Here is a 23,824-nt window from a genome sequence, read left to right on the forward strand (position 1 = left end):
TTAACGAGAGGATTTTATGCAAGTAGTACAAACTTTAGAATCAGTTAGTGTTAATACTGATGATTTTACAATGTTTAAATATTTTCAAGATCTTATCCGTAAAAATTTTTCAAAAGTTATAGGAAATAAAAATAAAACATTATCGTTTTTTGTTGAAAATGAAATTCCTCAAAGAAGATATTTTTTAAAACTTGTAAATCACAAATATAAAAAAGATACGGGAAATCAAATAGATAATCTTGCTTTTGCCCATTATAAAACTTTCAAGCTCAATTTAGCACAAGCTAATACTTTAAAACCAGTTATTTTTGCTAAAATTGGTTTTTCTCAAAAAAACATATTAATTACTTTAAGCTCTAATGAAAAATTATTTGCTGTATATTTAGAGCAGTATTTTAAGGGACATAAAAGTTCTTATGATGAAAAAAATTGTATCTTTTCTATAGTATATAAAGATGATAATACTTTAAATCTTTTAGAAATTTTAGCTAGTGTGAATGAACATTTAAAATATTGTGTTGATTTTACAATTAATGAAGTTCAGCTTTTAGAATTTAGAAATAAAATGAAGAATAAATCTAAAACAAGCTGGAAATTTAATGCTTTAGCAAAGCTTTTTGAAAGTTATTTTCAAACTTTAGGGTGTAGTAGTAATGATGATTTTGCTACGATTAGGCAAAATTATCTTAATTTGGTTAAAATCTATCACCCTGATCGTCATCAAGAAAAAAGTAAAATTGAACAAGCTTATTGTCGTGAAGAGTTTGAAAAAATTCAACTTGCATATGAGAGTTTAAAATCTTTATATAAAAATAATACTTAATAAAATAACATCATTTTAAGTTGCAATTTATTAAAATTAATTTTTTTATATGAGCTTTAGGAATAAATTTGACTGCTGATAGAAAATTATTTTTTTTAAGTTGTATTTTAATTACTATAGGGATTCTTTTTTCTTATTCTTTGAGTGCTTTTACTGTTCTTTATTTAGAATACAACGAATTTCATTTTTTTATAAGACAACTTTTTTTCGGATTAAGTGGCATAGGGATTATATATTTAGTTTCAAGACTTAATCCAGATAGCAAACATGCACATTATTTAATGATTGGTGTGCTAATTATCGCATTTTTATGTGTCGTTATTTTGCCTTTTTTGCCAACTTTTTTGGCAACGGCTGCAGGTGGTGCGAAAAGATGGATTAGATTAGGTCCACTTTCTATATCTCCTGTTGAATTTTTTAAAATTGGATTGATATATTTTCTTGCTTGGTCTTACACAAGAAGAATAGATGATAGCAAAAAAGCCATTAAGCATGAAATCTTGATTTTGATCCCATATTTTTTATTAGCTGCTATAGTAATTGGTTATATTTATATGACACAAAACGACTTAGGGCAAAGTGTAATTTCATTCTTTTTAGTGTTTGCTTTAGCTTTTTTTGCAGGAGCTAGCAAAAGACTTTTTGCTTTTGGTGTGGTTATTGTTGGAATGATTGGTGTTTTAGTTATTTTAAGTAATCAAAGAAGAATTCAGCGCATTGCTGCGTGGTGGGGAAATATTCAAGATGCGTTTTTACCTTTTTTTCCTGATTGGTTAGCAAGTGCTTTAAGAGTTAGTCATAATAGTGAACCTTATCAAATTTCACATAGTTTAAATGCTATAGCCCATGGTGGATTTTTTGGTGAAGGTTTGGGACTTGGAACATTTAAACTTGGATTTTTAAGTGAAGTGCATACTGACTTTGTTTTATCAGGGATAACCGAAGAAGTAGGTTTATTAGGGTTGAGTGTTATTTGTTTTATTTATTTAATGGTAATACTTAGAATTTTTAGAATTGCTGGAAGATGTGAAAATAAGGTACATTTTTTATTTTGTTCAGGTGTTGCTTTGTTATTGCTATTCTCTTTTTTTATGAATGCTTTTGGAATTATATCTTTAACCCCTCTTAAAGGTGTGGCGGTTCCGCTTTTAAGCTATGGAGGAAGTTCTATGTGGTCTATTTGTTTAGGAATAGGCTATGTATTGATGATTAGTAAAAAGGTAAAAATATAAAATAGCTTTTTTAAATTGCGATATTAATGTAAATTGTTAATTTTATTAAATTTAATATAAAATCACAACAATAACTTTTATCATAGTTTTTATATTCTAATATTGTATATTATTCTATTGTTTATTATAAATATTTTATAAAATTTTTATAAATAAAATTATATTATGTGCGGTATTTATTGCTAAAAATAATAAGTAAGGAATGCAAATGAGACATTTTTTAACATTAATGGATTTTACAAAAGAGGATATTTTAGCTATTGTTGATCATGCTATCAAACTTAAGACAAATCCAAAAAAACTATTGCATGATAAAACTTTAGCAATGATTTTCGAAAAAAATTCTACACGCACCAGAATGGCTTTTGAGCTTGCGATTACAGAACTTGGCGGAAAAGCTATATTTTTAGATAGTAACGATTTGCAACTTGGTAGAGGTGAACCTATTAAAGATACTGCTAGAGTTATTGGTTCTATGGTTGATTTTGTAATGATGAGAGTAAAAAATCATGATAGTTTAATAGAATTTGCAAAATATTCTAAAGCTCCTGTCATCAATGGTTTGAGTGAGCTTTATCATCCAACGCAGATTTTAGGAGATTTATTAACCATTAAAGAATGGGGCAAAGAAAAAGATAATAATGTAAAAATTGCTTTTGTAGGAGATAGTAATAATGTGTGTAATTCTTGGCTAATAGCTTCTGCAATTTTAGGTTATGAAATTAGCATAGCCATACCAGAAAATTACAATATCAATACTCAAGTTTGGGATTTTGTTACAAAAAAATCAGAAATTTCAGGAGCTAAAATTTCTTTATTTCACAACAAATTTGATGCTTTAAAAAATAAAGATGTAGTCATAACTGATACTTGGATTTCTATGGGTGAAGAAAAGGAAAAAGAAAATAAAATAAAAGATTTTGCTGGTTTTATTATTGATGATGATGCAATGAGACAAGCAAATGGCGATGCTATTTTACTCCATTGTTTGCCTGCATATAGGGGTTTTGAAGTTAGTGAAATGGTCTTTGAGAAACATTCAAAAGTGATTTTTGAAGAAGCTGTAAATCGTCTTTATGTGGTAAAAGCACTTCTTTGTTTTTTAAACAAGAGTTTATAAAATAAATACTATTTTAAAAAGGTTTAAAATTACAAAATATGAAAAATTTAAACAAAAATTGAGTGCTGTAGAATATTGGCTAAGACAAAAAGATATTATAAAATAAAGTAATAAACATTAGGATATTTGCTAGCTATTATTTTTTGTGTTGAATAAATTTAATTGAGAAATATTTATAGCTTGTATTTGATAATGCAATTTTATTCTATTTGTTTTTAAGCATAATATAAATTTACTTAAAATATATCTTAGAAAAATATAGTAAAAAGTGCTAAATGTTATGGATGGATACAAAACCTTTACAAATAAATTTTTTTTGATATAATTTCAAGCAAATTTACTAAATCAAGGAGTGTCAATGAAAAAATATAGGCGTTTAGACATATTATAACTTTTTATTTAATTTGATCTTTAGGAGATAGAATGAAAAAATTATATGTTGTTTTAGCGTTATTTAGTTTATTAATTTTAGGTGCTTGTTCAAAGCAAGCTGATAATCAAAATAAAGTTTTAAAAGTTGGAATAGAAGCGAGCTATCCTCCGTATGAATTCATACAGGATGGAAAACTTAGTGGTTTTGATGTAGATATTATTGAAGAACTTTCAAAAAGAGCCAATTTTAAAATAGAGTTTGTTAATATGAGTTATGATGCACTTATTCCAGCTTTGATGGGTAAAAAAATCGATCTTATTATTTCTTCTATGGGAATCACTCCTCAAAGAACACAAAATGTGGATTTTAGTATTTCTTATTTTAAAGATAAAAATGTGTATTTAAAACACAAAGATAGTGATTTTTTACAAAAAGATGATTTAAAATCAAAAAATATTTGTGTATTATTGGGCTCTATTCAAGAAAATGCAGCAAAGCAAATTTTAAATGCAAAAGTAGTGGCCAATGAAAGTATGCTAAATTGCTTTTTAAGTTTAGATGCTAAAAAAACTGATGCTGTAGTAACTGATAAAGCTAGTGCAATGAATTTTTTGAAACAATATCCTAATATAAATACTTTTTATGAAGAAGATGATGGAAGCGAGGGTTTTGGTATAGCGTTTAGAAAAAATGAGTTTAAAGATTTAATCTTTAAGGTTAACCAATATTTAGAAGAAATGAAAAAAGATGGTACTTTAGAAAAATTTTTAGTTAAATATAATTTAAAGGATTAAAATGAAAAAAATATTATATGTTGTTTTGACAATATTTGGTATATTGGCTTTAGGTGCTTGTTCTAGTGATAAAAGTCAAGCTAGTACTTCTAGTGAAAAAGTATATAAAGTAGGTATAGCAGCAAATTATCCTCCTTTTGACTTTATTAAAGATGCAAAAATTACTGGTTTTGATGTAGATTTACTAGAAGAAATAGCTAAAAGAGAAAATCTAAAACTTGAGTGGGTTAATATGAGTTTTGATGGTTTGATTCCTGCTTTAAAAGCTGGAAAAATTGATATGATTGCTTCTGCAATGAGTTCAACTCCACAAAGATTAGCAAGTATGGACTTTAGCAATACTTATTTTAATACTAAAAATTTATATTTAAAATTAAAAACTGATACAAGTATTAGTGATAAAAAAACTCTTGAGGGCAAAAAGATAGGAGTTCAACTTGGAACACTTCAAGAAAGTGCTGCTAAAACTATACCAAATGCACAGGTGGTAGCAAGTGAAGAAATGTTAGCAGCAATTTTAGCTTTAAAAGCTGGTAAGGTTGATGCTGTTTTAACAGATAAAGATATTGGTAAAGGTTATTTAAAAACGAATGAAGAATTGGAAGCATTTTTAGAAGAAAATGATGGAAGTTCAGGATTTTGTGTAGCTTTTGATAAAGGAAAGCAAGTTGAACTTGTTCAAAAAATTAATGCCGGTTTAGAAAAAGTTAAAGCTGATAATACTTATCAAAAAATCGTAGAAAAATATGATTTACAATAATTAACTCAAAGCCTTGATGCTTGCTTTCAAGGCTTTGAAAAAGTAATCAATATCTTCTTTTGTATGTATATAATGAAATCCTACCCTTAGCCACCCTGGTTTAAAATTTAATTTTTGATTATCTTTTAGGTTAAGTAAATCATGTCCATAAGGTCCTGCACAAGCACAACCTGCTCTTGTTTCTATTTTATATGTTTTGCTTAATTTATAAGCTAAATCAAAAGGTGAAATTCCTTCTATATTTAAAGCGAAAATAGGAAGCCTATGTGTAATATTTTGTGCATACAGCTTTAGATTTGGAATTTTTTTATACTCTTTAAAAAAGTATTTACAAAGTTCCTGTTCTTTTTGTTTTATAAAATTTAATCCTATTTCGTTGCGTATTTTAAAAGCCAAACTTGCTCTAATAAGTTGAATAATACCAGGTGTGCCACCTTCTTCTAAATTTTCTACTTCACATAAATATTGTTGAGAAATTCTTGAGACATAACCCACGGTTCCACCTGCTGCAAAACTAGGGGTGCTTCCGCATAAATTTTTTTTAATAACAAGCAAACCACAAGATCCCACCCCTCCGAGCAATTTGTGAGAGCTAATAAATGTCGCATCATAAAATTTGGAGTTTAAATTTGCATAAGGGGCTAAAGAGGAAATATCAAAAGCAACTATACCATTGTATTGTTTAATTAAAGAGTAGAGTTTTTTATAATCACTTAAAATTCCTGTAACATTTGATGCAGCGTTAAAACTTGCTATGATTTGTCTGTTTTTGGATTTTTGTAATAATTTTTCTAAAAATATAAAATCTAATTCACCATTTTTATTTAAAGGTATGCGTATGCATTCACACAAGGCTTCTCTAAATGAAAGTTCGTTTGAATGGTGCTCGTATGGTCCTACTATAACTAAAGGTAATTTTTTTTTATCAATATTTTGAAAATATTTTTGCTTGATTAATGGTGGAATATATAATCCTAAAAGCTCTTGAAATTTTTTTATAGCTGCTGAAGACCCATTTCCACAAGCTATTAAGGCAAAACTTTCATCAATTTCTAAGTATTTTTTTAAATTTTTTCTTGCATTTTCATAGTGCTGTTGCGTAGTGAAGGAATTTAAAGAGCTATCTGAATGAGTATTAGCATAAGTTGCAAGAATTTTTTTAATTTCTTTTTCTATGCTTTTTAATGCTAAGGCGCTTGCTGTAAAATCAAAATAATATATACCTTTTTTTAATATAATATCTTTTTTTAATTCTTCTATTTTCAATATAAATATTCCTCTAAAATTTGTTAAAATTATATCATACAATACATTTAAAAAAAGGGAATGATTATAAAATTTAGAGATTTTTCAAAACTTAATAAAAGCTTTAACATTAAAGAACTTTTTGATTTTTATAGTGTGTTTGATGGTTTTGACTTTGATTTTAAATTGGATTTATATGATAATATTTTAAATGTTTTTATTTTACGGGCTTTTGATATTTTAAATTCTTTAGGCTTAGAGGAAAATGCATTGAAAGCTTTGTGTATTTTAAGTAAAAACAATAGAAAACGATATTCTATAAACAAGTCAATTCCACATTTTCAAGCTTTGGGGCTTATTAATAAACTTTTAGAAAAAAATATATTAATACTTGAAAAAAGTCAAGAAAAGCCTATTGTAAAAAACAAAAGACAAAAGATTAAAAAAGAATTAAGAACTTATAATATTCAGGATAAACTTATCTTTGCTAATCAAGGATTAAGATTTTACTTTTATTTTATTTATCCTAATTTAAATTTAATAGTTGAAAAAAAATATAACGAAATATTAGAGACTATAAAAAATAATTTAGAAAATTATCAAAGTTTTGCTTTTGAACTACTATGTAAAGAATTTTTAGCAAAAAAACTTAAAGTAGAACAAGTGTATAGTTTTTGGAATTATTATTGCGAGATAGATCTTTATTATCAAAAGGACAATTTTTGTGTTCTAGGTGAAGCTAAATTTAAAGAGAGAAAAGTATGTAAAAATATATTAAACATTTTAAAAAATAAAGCAAAACAGCTTAAAATTCAGCCTAATTTGTATGTTTTATTTTCAAAAAGTGGTTTTAGTAAAGAGCTTATTGCAAAAAAGGAGCATAATTTGCTTTTATACACTTTAGATGATTTTATTCTTTTAAATGAGGTTTGATAAAAATGGATGAAAATATTTTAAAAAGTTTAGATTCTAGTGAAAAAGAAGATTTACAAAGAGGATTAAAATTTTTAATAGAACAAACTTTTGTTTTAGAAAATGAATATAAACAACTTAGTGAAAATTATATTTCTCTAACACGAACCATGGATGAAGTTGCAGAAGTATTACCGATGGCTTTATGGATTTTAGATGCTAATAAAAAAATAACTTTACAAAACAATAACGCTAGACAGCAACCAAAACTTTTAGAAAATATTGATCTTGAAAAAACTCACTATGAGCTTGAATTTAATCACAAGTTTTATTTGATAAAAGTTACTTCTCATGTTGATAAATTAATAGTTAGTGCTACAGATATTAGTGATGAAAAAAGAAATGAAAGACTAGCTAGCATGGGAACGATTGCTGCACATTTAGCACACGAAATAAGAAATCCTATAGGTTCTATTTCTTTGTTAAGTTCAACTTTATTTGAAAGAAGTGAGCTAAAAAATAAGCATATTGTTTTAGAAATTCAAAAGGCTATTTCAAGAGTTGAGCGTATTGTAAATTCTACTTTACTTTTTACAAAAGGTGTGCATGTTAATTTAAATGAATTTAATTTACAAGAGTTGCAAGATGAATGCGAACAAGCTGTTAATGCGTATAATTATTTGGCAAACATTGAATTTGAATTTGATTTTTTTGATTTTAAAATTAATGCTGATAAATCTTTACTAGCTTTAGTTTTACAAAATTTACTTTATAATGCTATAGATGCTATTGAAGAAAGTGAAAAAGACGAAGGGGAAATAAAAGTTAAATGCGAACAAAGAGAAAATAAAATTTTTATTAAAGTATATGATAATGGCGTCCAAATTAAAGACAAAAAAATGGTTTTTGAAGCCTTTAAAACAACAAAATTAAAAGGGAATGGCTTAGGACTTTCCTTGTCTAAGCAAATAGTTGACGCACATAATGGGGTTTTGGGTTTTGAAGAAAATCCAAAATGTTTTTTTATAGAACTTAAAATTTAAGTTCTATAAAACAAAAATTGACTAAAATAATAAAAGTATATTTTGTCCTCATAGCTCAGCTGGATAGAGCACAGAATTCCTAATTCTGAGGTCGCAAGTTCGAACCTTGCTGGGGACACCATTTATTAATAAATATGGTTTTTTTATGTTTCTTTCATTTCTTTTGAACTCCTATTTTAACATATTTTTATATAAAATATAATTTATTTTTATTTCTTTTATTTCTTTTATTTGATATAATTTCAATACCCATTTTATACCCAGCGTTATTTTTATAGACATTGGGTATATTTTTGGTGTTTATTGGGTATATTTTTGGGTATAAAGGATAAAAATGGCACTCTCTCAAAGCGATATAGAAGCATTAAAAATAAAGGAAAAACAATACTTAGTTCCGCTCGGTGAGCCAAAAGAGCTTTATTTAAAAATTCATCCTACAGGTAAAAAAGTTTTTCAACTTAGAGAACAAAAATTAAAAAAATATATAACCATAGGAGAGTTTAGAAAAGGATTGTTAAGTCTTGCAGAAGCTAGAAAGGAAGCGATTAAGATTTTACAACAATTAAGAAGCGGGGATTTTATCGATAATAAGAATAAAAAATTCACTTTAAATATGGCAAATGATCACTATATACAAACTATAGGAAAAAAACTATCATATTTTACTATAAAAAAGGAGCAGGGAACCTTTATAAAATACATACAGCCTATGCTAGGGCAAAAGCCTATTAATTTGCTAGAAAAGAAAGATTTTTTACCTATTTATGATCATATGAATTCAAAAAATATTTATTCAACTTTAAATAAAAGTATTGCTTTTATTTGTAGGATTTTAGAACTTGCAAGGCAAAGAGGGGAATTAAAAACTAATATTATTGCAGATTTGAAAGATTTGCAAAAGTATTATAAGCTAATTAATGATGATTGTAGCGTGAAGCATTTTAAGGCTTTGATAGAAGAAAAAGAAGTTAAATTTATGCTTGAATGTATGAAAGAATATAGACAAAGAGCAAGAACTAATCCAAATATTATAAACGCAATTTATTTTACGCTTTTGACAGCACAAAGAAGTAAAAATATACGATTTGCTAAATGGAGTGAGATAGATTTTAATAATAATCTTTGGGTTATACAGGCTAAAGACTTGAAAGTAAAAAGCAATGGTGAAAATATTATTCCATTGAATGAATATGCATTAAAAATATTACAAATGCAAAAGATGTTTAATATAAACAAAGAATATGTGTTTTTTAATCTCAACAAATGCATTAGCGATAATTTTGCAAGCAAGTTTTTTAAAATGTATGATTTAAAACATACAATACATGGATTTAGAAGCACTTTTAGGAGTATATGCACTGAAAAAAGCAACGAGCTTATAAAACTTGGCATAGGCAAAGATATCGCTGAGATGATATTGCATCATGTAAATGGAAGCGAAGTTGAAAGAGCTTATAATAGAAGTAAGGCTATCGATTTAAGAAAACAGCTTATGAATTGGTATGGAAAATACTTAAATTCTTTATGTGATTTTGATTTTTAGCAAGCATTTTTTCTACTTTCTATCCATTCTTCTAGTTCTTTTTTGTCATATTTTATAAGCTTGTTTGTGAATTTATAAAAAGGTAGTCCTGCTCTTCGCATTCTAAACTGCTGTAAATTAGTAAAATTGTATTTTTGCTTGACATCTTCAACTGATAAAAATACTGGTTTTTTCATATTTTAACTCCTTTTTTTATGTCAATAATTTTAAACAAAATGTCTTTGTATGCATTCCATACTTGCGTATAATCTTCACGACCATCGTTTAACTCTTCATTTTTTACATTTTTCCACCATGATATGCTTTCTTGTTTGCAACCTATGGCTATATCTTGTGAATTAAATGATATAAAAAATTTTTCTACTTGTAGCGAGCATATGTTTTTCATATCTCCTATGGTATTTGAAATTAAAGTATTTTTAAAAACCGGATTTAAAATTTTAGTTTTTAAAAAATTATTTTCTCTTAAATCAGCCCCGCTAAAATCACAATTTACAAATCTAGCTGAAATTGAAATAATATTTTGCAATGAGCAATTTTTAAAATTAGTTTCATTTGCGATTACATCTTGCATATAGGCGTTTTTTAAAACAGCGGTTGTAAAATTAGCATTTGATATAATGCTTGATTGGAAATTGCAATATTGTAAAATAGCGTCGGTAAAATCAGCCCCGATTAGATCTAAGCTATTAAAATCTAGACCTACTAAATTTTGCTCTTTAAAATTAGCGTCTCTTAAAGATATTTTTTGCTTTCTGCAAAAATCAAGTAATTCATTCGAGTTAAATTCGGTTTTTTCTATAATAATATTTCCTTTTTTGTCATAAATTGTAGCCATTTTATTTCCTCTTGTTTTAGAATTAATATTGTTTTTTTGTTGGTTTAGATGTGGTTTTCGTGGATATTGCCGATTATTTTTAAGTTATCACACATTTTTTCATCAAAAACTTGCTTGTATAATTTATAAGATGATTTAAACAAAGTGTTTTTAACTTCTTCTTCATTGTATCCATGTTTTATTTTTTTTATAAACTCATTATAAGAACGACTAGCTATAAAAACTCCATCCACAAATTTAATTACTAAATTTTCAAAATCACAATACTTTACAATATCTCCTTCATAGATTTTATCGCCAAATTTATCGTAAAGCCCTGTCCATAGTTCTATTTCATAATTACACGATATAAAGTCTTTAACTTTGCAATATTCATCGTAGTCTCCACCATAATAATCTCTTTCACAACTATGTTTTATAGTAAAAACATAGTTCTCATCATCAACATTTCCTGTAACAGCGATATACTCATTGTCGTTTATATTATCATTGTATATTTTTTGTTTTAAATATTTTTTGCCATTCCAAACTCTAAAATCAAAATCTTGTAGTTTCATTTGCTATCCTTTAAGCTGTATTGTTTTTTTAAGTTTGCAAACTTAAGTTTAAAAACTCTCCAGTAAATATAAAAATTCTTCTCCTTACAATGTTTTCTAAAAATTCATATTGGACACAATTAGATATATTTACATACATTTTCATAGGTAATAAATCTCTAGATATATCAAATATAATAGCATTCTTAGCTTTATTTTTTAAAGCTTCTGTGTTATTAGACATATTTTTATAAAGTGTTATAGAGAATATAACTTCGCTATTATTCATATAAACATTATAACTGCTAGAAATATCATTAAATCTACCCCTCATTAAAGCTACAATCACATCTTTGTTTGTATTAATATATGATTTAATTTCCTTAATGGCTAAATTTTTCTTTAAAATTTTTCTTGTGGCACTTACTTTACCATCTACATAATAAATACTACACTCTTCATCTTCTATTAAATCTCGTATCTTCATTTACAAATCCTTTTTTAATTATTTAAGCCCTAATCATGCCATTCACATCAACACTTTGTTTAGTGTTAAAATTTTCTAATTCTTTTCCATACAAAATATAAGCTACTGTATAACTAATTTTAATTTGTATCATTTTTCAATCCTTTCTATAATTTATGAAATTGTGTAAAAACTATTTTTTCTGCTCTAACATCTTCTTTCAAATAATTAACTATATATCTATATAAAATATCTGGGTTAGAAGTTTTCCAAAAATACCTCTTTTCTGTAGCTATAGTGCTTCCTTTGATTTTTTCTCCATCATTTGATATTGCCTCATAGGCACAAAAATAATGAGTTTTAATTGTTAAAAAGTTAAGTATTTTTATAATCATAGCTTACATCTTTCATAGTCAGCTTTATACCATTTAACATATCTATCTAAAGCAAAATCATCTTCTTTGTTAAATACTACAAAATAATCTTCATCTTCTAATACATAAAAATCACTATCTATTATATTTTCTTTTGAAAACTTATCAGCACTATCTTGAACGCTATAAGCACCTCTTTTCTCAACAAATTTCTTTAGCTCATCATCATAATGTCCTGTGCGACTTTCAATTTCTTTTATAGTTTGCAACATACATTTATAGAAATTAAATCCTAAATCTGAAACTATATTTTCAATTGAAGCTAAAAATACAAATCCAAAGTTAATCTCTATAAACTCTAAGTCTAATTCTTTGTTTTTTTCTATAAAATCTCCCAACCTATAAATTAAATTTACTATAAAAAGCTCTTTCGATAAATTTTCATACAAAGTTACGGTTGTGTATTCAAATCTAAAACTATTTATATAGAATATAGCCATATAACACAAAGCATCAACGCTTTCTAAGTCGTCTTTAGCTCTAAAATATTTGCTAACTTTTTCAAATACATCACCTAAAAACTCTGCTTGTTGATTTTCATAGGTTAAATGCCTTACTTCTCTGTATTTAGTTAATCTTTCTTTGATTTCGTTAAATTGTTCTTTGTTCATTTTTTATCCTTTTTTAAGCAAATAAACTTCTTTCTATTTGTTTAAACATGATTTCATTAGCACTTTTAAAAAAATCTTTTTTAATTTCAAATCCATAAGCCTTGCGGTTAAGATTTGTAGCAGCAACCAATGTGCTTCCACTTCCAGCACAAGGATCTATAACAACATCACCAGTATCAGTAAAAATGCTAATTAATCTTTCTAAAAGTTTTATAGGCTTTTGGGTAGGATGTATTTTGTTAATATCCTTATCTTTTGTCCATTCAAAGCAATTCATAATCATTTTTCCATCATTATTAAATTTTGGAAGTTTTTCTCTATAAAAAAGCAATGCGTATTCACAATTGCCTACTATTTTCATATTTGCCTTTAAAACTTGAGAAGAGCTTGGTTTTCTAAAGACTAAATTAATGTAGTGTTTAAAACCATACTTTTTTGCTACATTTATTAACATAAATTGTTGCTCAAAAGAACAAAAAACTATCATACAAGGTGCTTTACCACATTCTTTTGGTTCTTTTATTAACAAGTGGCTACAAAAATGCATAAATTCATTAACATTAAAATTATGATCTGTATCGAAAAAAGATTTATTTGCTTTTTTACTCTCTCCATTTTTATTATCACCATCTATATACCACTCAGGACTGCTAGCATAAGCATTATTACCTAAATTATAGGGGATATCAGCTATTACAAGTTGTGCTTTTGGTATATGATACCTTTTGTAATTTTGAAAATGATCATTAAATAATTTAGGTGTATGCATTTTCATCCTTTCAATAATTCTTTTGCTTTTATCAAGAGTTTTTTTAAATCACTTAAATTGCCCCTTAATTCATCTTCATCACATTCTTCCATATAATCAATCAATTCTAAGCATTCTTTGTTGATTGCAATCAAAGCTCTTGCGTGTTCTATGGCTGTGTTTATTTTTTCTTTTAACATTTACTTACTTTAAAATGGTAGCTCACCATCATCTTCTAAGGTGGCATCTAAAGTATGGGTTTGATGAGGTTTTGGGTTAAAATTTTGTGAATATGGGTCAAATGAAATGCTTTGAGCTTGAAACTCGTTTTGCTCTTGTGGTAATTTTTTGTGTTTGGCCTTAAAGTTTTTGTATGCAACTGACTCTTTTTGGTTTTTAAATTCATCAAAACTTTGCAATTTTGAGTTAAAAATTCTACTAAGAACTATTTTATTTTCAATTTGATTGTTTTTATTTAAAAACTCTTCTGTATCAAAACCCAAAACTAAGGTTTTATTTGTTAGCTCATCAAGACTAATAACTTCCATTTCTTTACCATAGACATTTGCTTTTATTTTTTCGTTAAAGTCAAGTTCTTCTACACCTAAAAAGAGCATTATTGCGTTAAGTTGTCTAAAACCTAAGTAGCTTTCCTTTTCGCCTTTTGAGTTTGTGTATGTAAAATCTCCATTCTTTGCAATAAATAAACTAAAATCAGCTAATTTATTGTGTTTTTGGCATATAAATTCACATTTTACAAAGGTATTTACATTGCCCGCGTTGTTGGTAGTATCATATAAGAATATTTTTCTAAAATAACCACTATATAAACCACCCTCGTTTAAATATTCAAGTAGTGGCTGATAATTTGCCACTTCCATACTTGCTTTAAATATTGGTATCATCGTTTAATCCTTGTATTTTAAGTTCGAGTAATTTATTTTTATCATCTAACAATTCTTTTATTTTATTTGTTGTAAAGATATTGTTGTTTTTGATAAATGCGTCTTGTTCTTCTTTGTTTAAACCCATATCCTCTAAAGTTTTTCTTAACTCAAGCCCAAGTTTTTTTAGCTCATTTGCTTCATCTTTTATTAGCGTTGCTTTAGTATTGCTATAGTTTTTGGTAGTATCTAATTCGCTCTCATCTAACATTCCAAGACCGCAAATACTCAAAGTAACCCGCCTTTTAGCTTTAGTTATGGCTTTCATTAGGGCATTTGCTAGGTTATCCCCGCCTAAATTTCTAATATTTAAAGCTCCTGTATCGCAATCTGTTCTACCATCTGGAGTGCTAGCATAAACGGTAACCATGTAAATATCTCCTATTTGGTTGGTTTCTGTTTTAGTGATGGATACTTTGTGGATTTGTCTTAACTGATCTGTTGCTGCTTTTGTTGCATAAAGGCTTAGTTTGTTATTAAGCATAATGTATTCAAAAGGCTTAGTTAACATATTAATACCCAAGCTATCACAAATGCTTTTTACATATGAGGTTCGCTCTTCATCACTTAATCCTGATAAGTCCCCTTTAACTAATGCTAGTTCATAGGGGTTAAAGTTAAGATTATTTTCTTTTTTTTCACTTACTACTAATTCATTCATTTTGTGCTCCTTTTTTGATTTTTAAACACATTGAGGTGCTTTGTTTTATATACTCTTGCGGGATTTCTAATTTAGCAAAGTCTAAAAATCCTTTATAATCAATCGTTGTTCTATTTTGTGGATAAACACTAATATCTAAGCATTTAACCTTTTGGCCATCTGCTAAGGCTATAAATTCTTTTTTAAGTGCTTCTAGTTTTTCTTTTATAGGTTTTATGGTGTTTTCAAGTCTGATTATTTCTAAGGCTAAATTTTTTGCGTGGGTATCTTCAAGCTCTTTATAATCACTTTTTTGATTAACAAGATAATCATTTACAAACTCATCAATCTTTTTAAGCATAAAATCTTGATATTCCTTGTCATTTTTAACCACACAATAAACTAAATCATCATCTTCATTTAAGACTGCAAAAACACATTTTTCAAAACCACCTACAAAAAGTTGGAATTGAACCTGAGCATAGTATTTTGGGCTAGGTTTTTTAAATTTTAACACTTGTTCGTATTCTTCATTGTTGGTTGAGTATTTAAACTCATATATTGTTTTTTCATCATCTATACCATCTAAAGAAGCCGCGAAATTTTCATTTTCTAAGCTTTGAATAACGATAGGTGTTATATCTTTTCCTACTATAAATTCCATTTTTGCTCTGATTAATTCTTCATAATCTTTGCCTTTTTGCATAGCTTGGCTAGTATGTGGTTTAGAAAGTCCTTGTATAAGTTCTTTTGCCTTTTCTTTGCTTAAAAAAGCTCCTTTTTCCCCAATACAAGAAGCGACTATACTAGCTGTGATTTTTCCTTTTCTAAACTCTAGCCATTCGTTAGAGCCTTGTTCTAATTCTATGATTTTATATTTCATTTGTTTTCTCCTTTAATGCTTTTATTTTTTTAATTGCTAATTCTTCGGCGTTATCCATAGCTATAAGCCCCAGTTCTTCTAATACTTTTATTTTAAAAGAAAGAAATTTTTTAAGCTCTTTTTCTTTTTCTTCTAGGGCTAATAAGCCTTGATTGATTGCTTTGCTTTTAAGTCTTATGTGGTTTTGAGCTTTGAAAAGCTTTAATTGCAAACCATCATCTTTTTTGAAAAATAACATTTAAAGTTCCTTTGTTAATAAGTTTAATAGCTTTATATTTTCAATTTCTATGGCTATTCTTAAGCTATTTTCGCTTTTAAATAAGTCACTAGCTTCTTTTAGTTTTTCTTCTAGTAAAGCTATTTTCTTTTTATATTCGCTAACCTCACTTGCATAATCATCAAAACGAACATATGCTTTTTTGTTTATTACTTCTGCTCTCATTGGTATTCCTTTTAAAATTTTTATACTCAAAAGAGCGCAAAGCAAAAAAGGAAAGAATATGTCTTATTGTTTATAATTAAGGAATATTCGTTAAATAAAGTGCGTTTTAATTTTGTTTGGCGACGGGATTAAAACGCACAATTTCATTATAAGGTCTTAGTTGAAGCCATTAAAAAAATCAAAACAAAAATCTTTGCGCTCATTTGAGTATAAAAAGGGGTTTAAGAAAGCCGAAAGCCACGCTCTCTTTCGGTTATTGTTATAATTGCATTAAGCTTAGACTAAGCGTGGATATATATAATATATTCTAAGGTTTTTTATATGAGATAATTAACGAGCTTAATTATCTCTTTTATTAATTCTAAAATAAGAATTATAAAATCAATTATCTTGCTCACTAATAACCCCCTTTCTAAAAAACCGAAAGAGTAGCCATACTTAATACAATTGTTATTATACAAAATTATTCTTAAACCCTTAAGTTTTCTGTCATTTTTAAAGTGCAAGAAAACATAAAATAGCACTATAAACATTTATGCTAAGCCAAGTTTTTGGATAACTTGCTAACCCTTCTGCTATAAACTTTGCCAACGCGGCAATAAAGCTTAATTTTCAAGCAGTCAAAAGCTTAATCAAGTCTTTTTAATAAAAGACTTTGTTAAACTTTGATAGCTTCTAAAGCTCTTTGTGTTTGCTTTACTTTGGCTATTAAATCCCAAATCTCAAAGCCCACATCTTCTTTGTAAGTTTTTAAAGAAGTTGAAAACTCCCAATCATCCAATTTGTATTCAAGATCTGTTATAAAATCATCTATCAAATCTTTAAGATAAAAAAGATTTTTACCCCTCATACTCTCTTCATACATAAGCTCTTTAGCTAGAGTATCAGTCTCTCTTTCTCTTTTTTCTAAATCAAGGTAGCAACTATCTAACATTTTTTAAATCCTTTTTTGTTTCTTAGGTTTCATTTGTTTCGATGAAGAAAGTATAAAATAAATATCCTTAAAATTAAATTAAAAAATATAAATATTTTATACTTTTTAAAAATGTATTTATGATATAATTTTGAGTATAAAATAAAGGCAAAATAAAGGGTTATTGTTGAAAAAATTACTGATTTTGTTTGTATGTATATATGCTTTAGGGTTTGATGTATGTGAGCAAAGAGATAATGAAGCACTCGCGTATATAGAAAAACACGCCGTTGGTTATAAAAACAAAAATTTTAATCTTTCAGAAGAAAAACTATACAAAAAATCTTTTAGTGATTGCTATGATAAAAAGAATAAAGAAGCTTGTTTGTATATTTATAATAATTTTGTTATAGATGGAAATTATAAAGTTGAGAGTAATATATTTAATTTGATTAAAATAATGACTCATGTTGGTTTAATTCTTAATGCGGACAAAGATAAAAAGTATGAAGAAATTAATTATTTGATCTCTTTGGATAGTCACAAAAATGCCTTAGATGAAATAAATTTTGCTTTAAATAAAACTAATGATACAAAAGCTATAGAGACACTAAAACTACTAAAAAAGATGAATGATTTTGAAGTTAATCGGGCTTATGCATGTCCTTTGTATTATAATGATAAATTACAATCTGATATAATAGATATGCCTTGTGCCTGTAAAAAAACCACTGCATTTTTATTTAAACCAGGTACTATAAGACAAGCTTTTTTAAATTTAAAACTTTTGTGTGATAAATATAAGGATAGTGTGAGCTGTGGATCTGTTGGGTTACTTTATGAAAACGGCAAAGGTATAAGGGTTGATTTTAAACAAGCAAAAAAATACTATGGCTTAGCTTGTGATGGCGGTTATCAACTTGGCTGTGATGGATATAAAAGGTTGATGGGGTATTGAGAGTTATGGTTCTTTGTCTATCCAGTCTATATTAATTATCTCAAAACCTTTCTTTTTATAAATAATTTTAAAATAATTTGTCTTTACATAAAAAATCCCTTTTGGGTGTTCATGCTGATTTATTAAAATATTTCCATGTTGTATTTTAATGGCGTGAAAATATGCAATAGCGGGTCTTAAAAACTTATCTTTATGGGTATTGTAAAGTTGATGTATTTTTGTTTTACAATCTTCATTTATATTAAAATGTTTGCATAAATCATCTGCATTTGTAATACTAGCCATTTATAGTATCTTCTTTGGTGGCTGGTATAATATCTTGTAAAAATACACTTTCAATAGGCATAGTATCGCCATTTTTTGTTTTTTCCCAGCATTCATCATGAGAAATTTCTGAAAGCTCTTTTGCTGTTCTTAAGGCAAATTTATTGATAGTTTCATCTAAAATACTTATTTCTTTTGCGGTAAAATCATCTAAATTAGGTTCTTTTAAACATAAAAAAGATTGTTGTTGGTATTCGCCCTTATTTACTTTTATACTTTTGATAAACTCATTTTTTTCCAAATTAGTTAAAATGTTTTCTAATTTTTTAACTACTGGTCCTTGTGGATTTCTTATATAAGATGTTTGAGTTAGAGATGTGTAATTTTTATACATAAAGGCCCTATCTGCAAACCATAAAATTTTATTCAATTTCACTTTTCCAAGATCAGCTGGAGCATAGTTTGTTTGAAAGTAATTTATAATATAAATGATTATATTTTCTATTTTTTTCATCTTATACTCCTTATTTTTAAATTCTAAAAGCATATTATACTTAAACTAAAAAATCGTTTAAGATTAATAATTGCTAATTAAAATATCACAATTAAACTTATAGCTTTTTATACTTAAATTATCGACTTTATGATTTGGAATTTTATAACATTCTTTAAAATTATTGCCTTTTAAAATCTTGATATAAGAGTTTGGAATAGCAATTTGATTTTTTATTCTTTGTGGGTTGCTATCATAATTAACTAAATTTAAAACTTCAATTCTTCCAAGCTTTAAAGCCGCTTGTCTTTCTCTTTTTTCAATCTTATTCCAAACACTTTGATTTATTTGTGGATTTTGTGGAGTAATATTGCTCATTAAAAAAGTGCTTTTTTGGGCTTGGGTAGTTTTTCTCATAGAGGCATTAGAAAGGGTATGTCCTCTTGTGTAACCACTATTTTTATAATCACTCCATGTGGTGCGATATTTTTTAGGTATATTTGTATCATCTTCAAAGCGTGGGCGTTTTTTAATTTGTTTGCCTTTTAGATTATCTGCTTCTAATTTATAAGCCACTGCTTTAGTTCCTTTATAATTATAATCATAGCAATTAATATAATAAAATTTATCTAAAACCTGCGAGCAGTTTTGTTTAGTAAAATACTTCGCAAACTCTTCACTCGGTTTATATTGTGTGTAATCAGCTAAGGCTAGAGTTGTTAATAGTGGTAAAATTATAAGTTTTTTCATTTTCATTGTTTAGTGGTAGAAACTATTTCTTTTAAGGTGTTGTTTTGTGTTTGCTCATCGTAAAAAGATCTAAAATTTAAATTAACCTTTTCTAGACTTTCCCTGCTTTTTTGTGTTTTTTTGCTAGGTATAAACTCTTCACATTGCAAGAAAAACAATGGAATATCATACTCAATTGTCTTAAAAAAAGCTTCTTTTATGTCGTTGTCTATAGTGATATTTCCAAGTCTTGAAAAAATTTCTTTTTTGGAGTGTTTGTTGATTATATGCAAGTTATATTCGCCACGCTCTGAAATTATTTCTAAGTCATTTTTAAAATCATTTTGTATTAAATTTATGGCGTTATTTTTTATGGTTTCATATCTTATATTTTTGTATTTTATTGAAATATTTTTAAACTTTTCTCCTATTTTTTCGTGGTATAAAAACACTCTCGCACTCTCTAAGTTATCGTGAGCAATAGCATCAAAATCGCCAAATCTAAAATGATTTCCATACCAGTATCTTTCATCTGTTTCTAGTTTTAATCTTTCTATGCTATTTTTAATAAAATCTACATCTATTAATGGACATTTGGCTAATATTTTTATATGTTCATCATTATCGGTAATATAACTTTGTGCTTTATTTCCTTTTTCATCCCAAAGCCAAAAGCCTATATTTATAAATTCTTCACTAGCTGTAAATGGGAAATATTTTATAACTTTATATTTAAATATTTTCATGACTATAAATTAATCTTTGCCCCTGTCTTTTGCATATCATATTACATAAAGCTTTCTTTTTAGCAGAAGATAAGCTTAACCATTCTTGAGGTATCAAATCTATTATATCTAATATATCTTGATATTTTAATTTATTTTGACTTATTGTTATATGTTTTAAATATTCAAAAAGTAGATAATTATAATCAAAAATATTTTTATAAAAATATCTATTAGAATTGATTTCGTTATCCAAAATAGTATTCAAAGCTTCAGATATATCAAAAGCTAATCCAAAATCAATCAAAAATAGCTCTTTGTTTTTATTTATAAGTATATTTGGATTTTTAAATTCTCTATCGCTATTCATTAAAATACCATCATAAAGACAGGTATTGTTTTTAAAGTTATTAGTCAAATCTATTGGAAAAACCTTATTAGCATTGTGTATATATGAAACTCCTAAGTTTAGGCCTTTAGATTGTTTTATATTATTTAAAGCTTCTCTATCTCTTAAGGTTCCATTTTGTAATTTAATTTCTGCTAATTTTATAGTATTATCATCTATTTTTAGTAGAGTAATGTTAGGGATATTTTTAAATCCAATTTTTCGCAAATATAAATAAGAAAAAAGTTCAACAAATAAGCTTTTTCCATTACCACAAACGCTGTTATATTTAGTCTTTAAAATAAATTTTGAATTATCTTTAATGCTTACTTCCAAAGGATAACTAGCTCCATAATCTGTAGTTCTTATGATATTAGATATTTCAAAACTATTTAAATCTTCCTTCATCTTACAAACTCTATAAAATTTTTAAAGGTTTCAACAGCCATTTTTGATACAACTACTCCTATGATTTCACATTGTGCAAAATCGCTAATTTTAACTTCTTTATAGTCTTTGTTTTCAGATACTAAATAAATAAAATCACAAAAAGCCTCTTTTTTAATTTTTTTGCAATACAAATCTTCGCCTTGTCTAAAAATAACTATATCAGCACTCGAAATAGTATCAAGAGTATTTTTACTTCTATCAATAATAACAAAATCTCCATGTGTTAAAAGCGGCTCCATACTATCGCCATTTATTTTTATAATATCGTAGCTTTTTTTTATAGGAATGTCTAAAATCTCTTTTAGAAAACTTCCATCAACACAAATACTAGTATAATTTATATCTTGTGCTAAAACTCCATATCCAGCTGAAGCTGAAATATCAGGATAGTATTTAAATTCGATTTGATTGTCTTTTTTAAATATATCTTGTGTGATGATTTCATCAAATGGTATTTTTAACTCATCACAGATCACTTTAATTACGCCCATAGGTGGCTCTGATCTACCATTTTTCACAAACCACTTTTTTATTCCAGGCTCTGTATATTCTATGCCGTGTTTATATAAAATTTCTATTAAGTCTTGATAAGTTATTTTTTTATCTCTATTTCTTAAATAAAATTGGAATTTATCTTTATCAAATAAATAATCTATGGTTTTATCTTTTCTCGCCAAATTATCTCCTTTTTTGGTATAAAAATTATACACTTTTATTTATGCAATTTTCGTTCCTTATATTTATTCTTTTTTAATTTTCATATAAGAATATTTATTTTATACTTCAGTTATGAAAAAAATTGATTTTATGAAATTTACTAATTTAATGAAACAACATTATTCATTGGTAAGTATTAAAAAAATTAGAACTAATAAAACACGCCCATCTTTTAAAAAACAAATAGAGTTTAAAAGGTTATATGGAATTCCGCATGAGTTTTGGGTAGATGTGCGTTCTAATCTTAGCAATATACCAAAAAGAGGAAGAAAACCAAAAAAGGAGTGTGGGTGAAAGAGCTTAATTTGAAAATAAAAATTAAAGATGAGCATTATAAGGTGCTTGAAACACTTTCTAGCCAAGATAATAAAAGTGTCGATGAATATATTTTTTCGACTTTAAATAAATTCATCTCTCTTGATATTAGCTTGGCCTTAAGGGTTGAAGATGCTTTAATACTTAATAAGGATTAATCTTTGTCGCTAATTAAATCTGGAGTATCAAGGCTAAAGTGTTGCGAAGTGTTTTTATTCTTTTCCAATAAAGCTACTTTGCTTTCTAATGCTTCAACTCTTAGCTTTAAATCTAAAATGATTTTTTCTAATTGTTGGATTTCCATTTTAATTCTCCTTTCTTTAAAGATGGGGAATTTTAACTAAAAAGGAGTGTGAGTGAAAAGGATGTTTTATGAGTGTGATTAACTACTTGCTTTCAGGTCTTAGTATAGGATTTTTAATCGGAGTTTTTATTTATTCTTTGTCTCATTTTTTATATCAAAAGTTCAAAGGTAAAGGAAGATAATGAGTATTCCAAGTTTTAAAGCTAGTTTAGAAGTGGTTTTAGGAGTTAAAAAACCACTTAGAGCTAGAAGAGGTTTTACAAAGGTAGCTAATACGATTTTTTATGGTGGCTTAAGTATGGATGCTTTAGCACTTTATTTACAGCTTAAAAGAATGAGCGAAAAAACCTTAGTAAGTGAAATGTATCTAAGAGAGCTTATTTTAATCAAAAAAGATACAAGAATAAGTTTGCAAAGATTAAGACTTGCTAAAGATGAGTTGATACATTTTAATCTACTTCAAATCAAAAAAACAAATCATCACAGATTTAATTATGAGTGGATTTTAAAAGATGAAAACAATGAAATAATTAAGCATTTTAATAAAACTGAATATAAGCTTAAAAGTGCTGATGAAAACCTAAACAAAACATTTAAAAATAACACTTCTTCCGTAGTCGGAAATTTGAATACGGAAAAAGAAAAAAACGAAAATTCCCTATATATAGAAACACGCACGCACGCAAGCGATAATAAATTTATAAATAATATAAATATAAATAATAAAGAATTTATAAAAAAAGAAAATTTAGAAAATAAAGAAAATATAAACAAAAATAATAACGCTACGCGAACTTTTTTTGTGGTGAGTGCGAGCGGTTTAAAAACTCAACTAGGGGTAAATATGGGTAAATTTAAAAAGCCTAGCATAGATGATTTAATGGGGCAGATTAACGCCTTTAATCAAAAACATAACACTTGCTTTGATGAGTGTTTGGCCGAAGATTTTATAGAGTATTGGGACGCTAGAGAATGGAAAAGGGGCGATAAAAAAATGGCTTCAGTGGCTGGCAGCTTACATACTTGGCTTAAATATGCAAAGGAGAATGAAATGAGGAAAAATCAGCGTTTTAGTAGAAAAAAAGAAGCTGATGCTGATGTGGTTGATAGTTTGCTTAAATACTATGGGATTGAGGAAAACTCAGAAAATATAGTTATAGATGTGGATACTAGGAGTTAAA

Annotated in this window: 34 protein-coding genes and 1 tRNA gene; 13 read left to right on the forward strand and 22 right to left on the reverse strand. The window is 27.0% G+C overall.

The genetic code is table 11. The features are described from left to right. Nucleotides 1-16: 16 nt before the first annotated feature. From CARM_RS03000 to CARM_RS03020, 5 genes are all read left to right on the forward strand, one after another. Nucleotides 17-823, forward strand: coding sequence for an adenylosuccinate lyase (locus tag CARM_RS03000; RefSeq protein ID WP_139424812.1), 807 nt, complete (start codon nt 17-19; stop codon nt 821-823). Nucleotides 824-891: 68 nt separating this feature from the next. Beyond that, entirely contained in the window at nt 892-2,055 is a 1,164-nt protein-coding gene (gene ftsW / locus CARM_RS03005) for a putative lipid II flippase FtsW (protein WP_139424815.1), read from the forward strand. Nucleotides 2,056-2,263: 208 nt separating this feature from the next. Beyond that, nucleotides 2,264-3,175, forward strand: a complete 912-nt coding sequence (argF, locus tag CARM_RS03010) for an ornithine carbamoyltransferase (RefSeq protein WP_139424818.1) — start codon at nt 2,264-2,266, stop codon at nt 3,173-3,175. A 423-nt stretch (nt 3,176-3,598) separates the two neighbouring features. After that, nucleotides 3,599-4,342: a transporter substrate-binding domain-containing protein gene (locus CARM_RS03015; protein ID WP_139424821.1), complete on the forward strand. Its 744-nt coding sequence runs from the start codon at nt 3,599-3,601 to the stop codon at nt 4,340-4,342. A 1-nt stretch (nt 4,343) separates the two neighbouring features. Beyond that, nucleotides 4,344-5,102 (forward strand): transporter substrate-binding domain-containing protein, encoded by a 759-nt coding sequence (locus CARM_RS03020; RefSeq protein ID WP_139424824.1) that lies wholly within the window; start codon nt 4,344-4,346, stop codon nt 5,100-5,102. On the opposite strand, the gene CARM_RS03025 is transcribed toward CARM_RS03020, so the two are convergent. After that, nucleotides 5,103-6,368: an aminotransferase class V-fold PLP-dependent enzyme gene (locus CARM_RS03025; protein WP_139424827.1), complete on the reverse strand. Its 1,266-nt coding sequence runs from the start codon at nt 6,366-6,368 to the stop codon at nt 5,103-5,105. It lies immediately after the preceding gene. 60 nt (nt 6,369-6,428) lie between these two features. Here CARM_RS03025 and CARM_RS03030 point away from each other — a divergent pair, with 60 nt between their 5' ends. The 4 genes from CARM_RS03030 (at nt 6,429) to CARM_RS03045 (ending at nt 9,845) form a co-directional block, all read left to right on the forward strand. Continuing rightward, on the forward strand, nt 6,429-7,280 hold the full coding sequence (locus CARM_RS03030) for a DUF234 domain-containing protein (RefSeq protein ID WP_139424830.1): 852 nt from the start codon (nt 6,429-6,431) through the stop codon (nt 7,278-7,280). Between the two features lie 5 nt (nt 7,281-7,285). Next, nucleotides 7,286-8,302 (forward strand): fla regulon two-component system sensor histidine kinase FlgS, encoded by a 1,017-nt coding sequence (locus CARM_RS03035; protein ID WP_139424833.1) that lies wholly within the window; start codon nt 7,286-7,288, stop codon nt 8,300-8,302. 44 nt (nt 8,303-8,346) lie between these two features. Next, nucleotides 8,347-8,423 (forward strand) — tRNA-Arg (locus CARM_RS03040). A 213-nt stretch (nt 8,424-8,636) separates the two neighbouring features. Then, nucleotides 8,637-9,845 carry a tyrosine-type recombinase/integrase gene (locus tag CARM_RS03045; protein WP_139424835.1) on the forward strand — a complete coding sequence of 403 codons (1,209 nt, stop codon included), beginning with the start codon at nt 8,637-8,639 and terminating at the stop codon, nt 9,843-9,845. On the opposite strand, the gene CARM_RS03050 is transcribed toward CARM_RS03045, so the two are convergent. From CARM_RS03050 to CARM_RS03115, 14 genes are all read right to left on the reverse strand, one after another. Continuing rightward, entirely contained in the window at nt 9,842-10,021 is a 180-nt protein-coding gene (locus tag CARM_RS03050; RefSeq protein WP_139424838.1) for a MerR family transcriptional regulator, read from the reverse strand. The two genes, CARM_RS03045 and CARM_RS03050, sit on opposite strands and share 4 nt — an antisense overlap. Further along, nucleotides 10,018-10,683, reverse strand: coding sequence for a pentapeptide repeat-containing protein (locus CARM_RS03055; RefSeq protein WP_139424841.1), 666 nt, complete (start codon nt 10,681-10,683; stop codon nt 10,018-10,020). The genes CARM_RS03050 and CARM_RS03055 overlap by 4 nt, the downstream gene beginning before the upstream one ends. Nucleotides 10,684-10,727: 44 nt before the next feature. After that, entirely contained in the window at nt 10,728-11,240 is a 513-nt protein-coding gene (locus CARM_RS03060) for a YopX family protein (protein ID WP_139424844.1), read from the reverse strand. Nucleotides 11,241-11,268: 28 nt separating this feature from the next. Continuing rightward, a complete protein-coding gene (locus CARM_RS03065) occupies nt 11,269-11,706 on the reverse strand; it encodes a hypothetical protein (protein WP_139424847.1) in 438 nt (145 codons plus the stop codon). Nucleotides 11,707-11,852: 146 nt separating this feature from the next. Beyond that, nucleotides 11,853-12,080, reverse strand: a complete 228-nt coding sequence (locus tag CARM_RS03070) for a hypothetical protein (RefSeq protein ID WP_139424848.1) — start codon at nt 12,078-12,080, stop codon at nt 11,853-11,855. After that, entirely contained in the window at nt 12,077-12,730 is a 654-nt protein-coding gene (locus CARM_RS03075) for a hypothetical protein (protein ID WP_139424852.1), read from the reverse strand. Before CARM_RS03075 ends, CARM_RS03070 begins: the two co-directional genes overlap by 4 nt. A gap of 13 nt (nt 12,731-12,743) precedes the next feature. Continuing rightward, nucleotides 12,744-13,499, reverse strand: coding sequence for a DNA-methyltransferase (locus CARM_RS03080; RefSeq protein ID WP_139424854.1), 756 nt, complete (start codon nt 13,497-13,499; stop codon nt 12,744-12,746). A gap of 2 nt (nt 13,500-13,501) precedes the next feature. Next, the gene (locus CARM_RS03085) at nt 13,502-13,678 is read right to left on the reverse strand and encodes a hypothetical protein (protein WP_161593862.1); all 177 of its coding nucleotides are present in this window, start codon (nt 13,676-13,678) and stop codon (nt 13,502-13,504) included. A 9-nt stretch (nt 13,679-13,687) separates the two neighbouring features. Beyond that, complete coding sequence (locus CARM_RS03090; RefSeq protein WP_139424856.1) at nt 13,688-14,383, reverse strand: hypothetical protein; 696 nt, start codon at nt 14,381-14,383, stop codon at nt 13,688-13,690. Continuing rightward, nucleotides 14,367-15,083: a hypothetical protein gene (locus tag CARM_RS03095; protein WP_139424859.1), complete on the reverse strand. Its 717-nt coding sequence runs from the start codon at nt 15,081-15,083 to the stop codon at nt 14,367-14,369. Before CARM_RS03095 ends, CARM_RS03090 begins: the two co-directional genes overlap by 17 nt. After that, nucleotides 15,076-15,945, reverse strand: coding sequence for a lambda exonuclease family protein (locus CARM_RS03100; RefSeq protein ID WP_139424862.1), 870 nt, complete (start codon nt 15,943-15,945; stop codon nt 15,076-15,078). Before CARM_RS03100 ends, CARM_RS03095 begins: the two co-directional genes overlap by 8 nt. Then, nucleotides 15,935-16,183, reverse strand: a complete 249-nt coding sequence (locus tag CARM_RS03105) for a hypothetical protein (protein WP_139424865.1) — start codon at nt 16,181-16,183, stop codon at nt 15,935-15,937. The genes CARM_RS03100 and CARM_RS03105 overlap by 11 nt, the downstream gene beginning before the upstream one ends. After that, entirely contained in the window at nt 16,184-16,387 is a 204-nt protein-coding gene (locus CARM_RS03110; RefSeq protein WP_139424868.1) for a hypothetical protein, read from the reverse strand. A gap of 658 nt (nt 16,388-17,045) precedes the next feature. Continuing rightward, nucleotides 17,046-17,321 carry a hypothetical protein gene (locus CARM_RS03115; RefSeq protein WP_139424872.1) on the reverse strand — a complete coding sequence of 92 codons (276 nt, stop codon included), beginning with the start codon at nt 17,319-17,321 and terminating at the stop codon, nt 17,046-17,048. 166 nt (nt 17,322-17,487) lie between these two features. Here CARM_RS03115 and CARM_RS03120 point away from each other — a divergent pair, with 166 nt between their 5' ends. Further along, nucleotides 17,488-18,258 carry an SEL1-like repeat protein gene (locus CARM_RS03120; protein ID WP_139424875.1) on the forward strand — a complete coding sequence of 257 codons (771 nt, stop codon included), beginning with the start codon at nt 17,488-17,490 and terminating at the stop codon, nt 18,256-18,258. Between the two features lie 3 nt (nt 18,259-18,261). Here the strand turns inward: CARM_RS03120 and CARM_RS03125 are convergent, their stop codons facing one another. The 6 genes from CARM_RS03125 to CARM_RS03150 form a co-directional block, all read right to left on the reverse strand. After that, complete coding sequence (locus tag CARM_RS03125; protein WP_139424878.1) at nt 18,262-18,543, reverse strand: hypothetical protein; 282 nt, start codon at nt 18,541-18,543, stop codon at nt 18,262-18,264. Further along, nucleotides 18,536-19,036: a Panacea domain-containing protein gene (locus CARM_RS03130; RefSeq protein WP_139424881.1), complete on the reverse strand. Its 501-nt coding sequence runs from the start codon at nt 19,034-19,036 to the stop codon at nt 18,536-18,538. Before CARM_RS03130 ends, CARM_RS03125 begins: the two co-directional genes overlap by 8 nt. A gap of 63 nt (nt 19,037-19,099) precedes the next feature. Next, complete coding sequence (locus CARM_RS03135) at nt 19,100-19,765, reverse strand: DNA/RNA non-specific endonuclease (RefSeq protein ID WP_139424884.1); 666 nt, start codon at nt 19,763-19,765, stop codon at nt 19,100-19,102. A 2-nt stretch (nt 19,766-19,767) separates the two neighbouring features. Beyond that, nucleotides 19,768-20,490 carry a DUF3037 domain-containing protein gene (locus CARM_RS03140; protein WP_139424888.1) on the reverse strand — a complete coding sequence of 241 codons (723 nt, stop codon included), beginning with the start codon at nt 20,488-20,490 and terminating at the stop codon, nt 19,768-19,770. Beyond that, entirely contained in the window at nt 20,477-21,265 is a 789-nt protein-coding gene (locus tag CARM_RS03145) for a HipA family kinase (RefSeq protein ID WP_139424891.1), read from the reverse strand. The genes CARM_RS03140 and CARM_RS03145 overlap by 14 nt, the downstream gene beginning before the upstream one ends. Further along, a complete protein-coding gene (locus tag CARM_RS03150) occupies nt 21,262-21,984 on the reverse strand; it encodes a S24 family peptidase (RefSeq protein ID WP_139424894.1) in 723 nt (240 codons plus the stop codon). The genes CARM_RS03145 and CARM_RS03150 overlap by 4 nt, the downstream gene beginning before the upstream one ends. A gap of 112 nt (nt 21,985-22,096) precedes the next feature. Here CARM_RS03150 and CARM_RS03155 point away from each other — a divergent pair, with 112 nt between their 5' ends. Further along, the gene (locus CARM_RS03155) at nt 22,097-22,318 is read left to right on the forward strand and encodes a hypothetical protein (RefSeq protein WP_139424896.1); all 222 of its coding nucleotides are present in this window, start codon (nt 22,097-22,099) and stop codon (nt 22,316-22,318) included. Then, entirely contained in the window at nt 22,315-22,497 is a 183-nt protein-coding gene (locus CARM_RS03160) for a hypothetical protein (RefSeq protein ID WP_139424899.1), read from the forward strand. The genes CARM_RS03155 and CARM_RS03160 overlap by 4 nt, the downstream gene beginning before the upstream one ends. Here CARM_RS03160 and CARM_RS03165 read toward each other — a convergent pair. Beyond that, nucleotides 22,494-22,643, reverse strand: a complete 150-nt coding sequence (locus CARM_RS03165; protein WP_161593863.1) for a hypothetical protein — start codon at nt 22,641-22,643, stop codon at nt 22,494-22,496. The two genes, CARM_RS03160 and CARM_RS03165, sit on opposite strands and share 4 nt — an antisense overlap. Nucleotides 22,644-22,824: 181 nt before the next feature. On the opposite strand from CARM_RS03165, the gene CARM_RS03170 reads away from it, so the two are divergent. After that, on the forward strand, nt 22,825-23,823 hold the full coding sequence (locus CARM_RS03170) for a hypothetical protein (RefSeq protein WP_139424901.1): 999 nt from the start codon (nt 22,825-22,827) through the stop codon (nt 23,821-23,823). The last annotated feature ends 1 nt before the right edge of the window (nt 23,824 follow it).

The sequence above is a fragment of the Campylobacter armoricus genome, from assembly GCF_013372105.1.
Taxonomy (GTDB): domain Bacteria; phylum Campylobacterota; class Campylobacteria; order Campylobacterales; family Campylobacteraceae; genus Campylobacter_D; species Campylobacter_D armoricus.

Excerpts from the sequence above, each read along its gene's own strand:
- CARM_RS03115 (WP_139424872.1), bottom strand. The coding sequence starts at position 17,321 with ATGTTAGATAGTTGCTACCTTGATTTAGAAAAAAGAGAAAGAGAGACT.
- CARM_RS03070 (WP_139424848.1), bottom strand. The coding sequence starts at position 12,080 with ATGATTATAAAAATACTTAACTTTTTAACAATTAAAACTCATTATTTT.
- CARM_RS03050 (WP_139424838.1), bottom strand. The coding sequence starts at position 10,021 with ATGAAAAAACCAGTATTTTTATCAGTTGAAGATGTCAAGCAAAAATAC.
- CARM_RS03135 (WP_139424884.1), bottom strand. The coding sequence starts at position 19,765 with ATGAAAAAACTTATAATTTTACCACTATTAACAACTCTAGCCTTAGCT.
- CARM_RS03035 (WP_139424833.1), top strand. The coding sequence starts at position 7,286 with ATGGATGAAAATATTTTAAAAAGTTTAGATTCTAGTGAAAAAGAAGAT.
- argF (WP_139424818.1), top strand. The coding sequence starts at position 2,264 with ATGAGACATTTTTTAACATTAATGGATTTTACAAAAGAGGATATTTTA.
- CARM_RS03130 (WP_139424881.1), bottom strand. The coding sequence starts at position 19,036 with ATGAAAAAAATAGAAAATATAATCATTTATATTATAAATTACTTTCAA.
- CARM_RS03155 (WP_139424896.1), top strand. The coding sequence starts at position 22,097 with ATGAAAAAAATTGATTTTATGAAATTTACTAATTTAATGAAACAACAT.
- CARM_RS03060 (WP_139424844.1), bottom strand. The coding sequence starts at position 11,240 with ATGAAACTACAAGATTTTGATTTTAGAGTTTGGAATGGCAAAAAATAT.
- CARM_RS03065 (WP_139424847.1), bottom strand. The coding sequence starts at position 11,706 with ATGAAGATACGAGATTTAATAGAAGATGAAGAGTGTAGTATTTATTAT.
- CARM_RS03105 (WP_139424865.1), bottom strand. The coding sequence starts at position 16,183 with ATGTTATTTTTCAAAAAAGATGATGGTTTGCAATTAAAGCTTTTCAAA.
- CARM_RS03125 (WP_139424878.1), bottom strand. The coding sequence starts at position 18,543 with ATGGCTAGTATTACAAATGCAGATGATTTATGCAAACATTTTAATATA.
- CARM_RS03095 (WP_139424859.1), bottom strand. The coding sequence starts at position 15,083 with ATGAATGAATTAGTAGTAAGTGAAAAAAAAGAAAATAATCTTAACTTT.
- CARM_RS03075 (WP_139424852.1), bottom strand. The coding sequence starts at position 12,730 with ATGAACAAAGAACAATTTAACGAAATCAAAGAAAGATTAACTAAATAC.
- CARM_RS03085 (WP_161593862.1), bottom strand. The coding sequence starts at position 13,678 with ATGTTAAAAGAAAAAATAAACACAGCCATAGAACACGCAAGAGCTTTG.
- CARM_RS03015 (WP_139424821.1), top strand. The coding sequence starts at position 3,599 with ATGAAAAAATTATATGTTGTTTTAGCGTTATTTAGTTTATTAATTTTA.
- CARM_RS03020 (WP_139424824.1), top strand. The coding sequence starts at position 4,344 with ATGAAAAAAATATTATATGTTGTTTTGACAATATTTGGTATATTGGCT.
- CARM_RS03030 (WP_139424830.1), top strand. The coding sequence starts at position 6,429 with ATGATTATAAAATTTAGAGATTTTTCAAAACTTAATAAAAGCTTTAAC.
- CARM_RS03090 (WP_139424856.1), bottom strand. The coding sequence starts at position 14,383 with ATGATACCAATATTTAAAGCAAGTATGGAAGTGGCAAATTATCAGCCA.
- CARM_RS03055 (WP_139424841.1), bottom strand. The coding sequence starts at position 10,683 with ATGGCTACAATTTATGACAAAAAAGGAAATATTATTATAGAAAAAACC.
- CARM_RS03165 (WP_161593863.1), bottom strand. The coding sequence starts at position 22,643 with ATGGAAATCCAACAATTAGAAAAAATCATTTTAGATTTAAAGCTAAGA.
- CARM_RS03110 (WP_139424868.1), bottom strand. The coding sequence starts at position 16,387 with ATGAGAGCAGAAGTAATAAACAAAAAAGCATATGTTCGTTTTGATGAT.
- CARM_RS03170 (WP_139424901.1), top strand. The coding sequence starts at position 22,825 with ATGAGTATTCCAAGTTTTAAAGCTAGTTTAGAAGTGGTTTTAGGAGTT.
- CARM_RS03140 (WP_139424888.1), bottom strand. The coding sequence starts at position 20,490 with ATGAAAATATTTAAATATAAAGTTATAAAATATTTCCCATTTACAGCT.
- CARM_RS03000 (WP_139424812.1), top strand. The coding sequence starts at position 17 with ATGCAAGTAGTACAAACTTTAGAATCAGTTAGTGTTAATACTGATGAT.
- CARM_RS03100 (WP_139424862.1), bottom strand. The coding sequence starts at position 15,945 with ATGAAATATAAAATCATAGAATTAGAACAAGGCTCTAACGAATGGCTA.
- CARM_RS03080 (WP_139424854.1), bottom strand. The coding sequence starts at position 13,499 with ATGCATACACCTAAATTATTTAATGATCATTTTCAAAATTACAAAAGG.
- CARM_RS03145 (WP_139424891.1), bottom strand. The coding sequence starts at position 21,265 with ATGAAGGAAGATTTAAATAGTTTTGAAATATCTAATATCATAAGAACT.
- CARM_RS03045 (WP_139424835.1), top strand. The coding sequence starts at position 8,637 with ATGGCACTCTCTCAAAGCGATATAGAAGCATTAAAAATAAAGGAAAAA.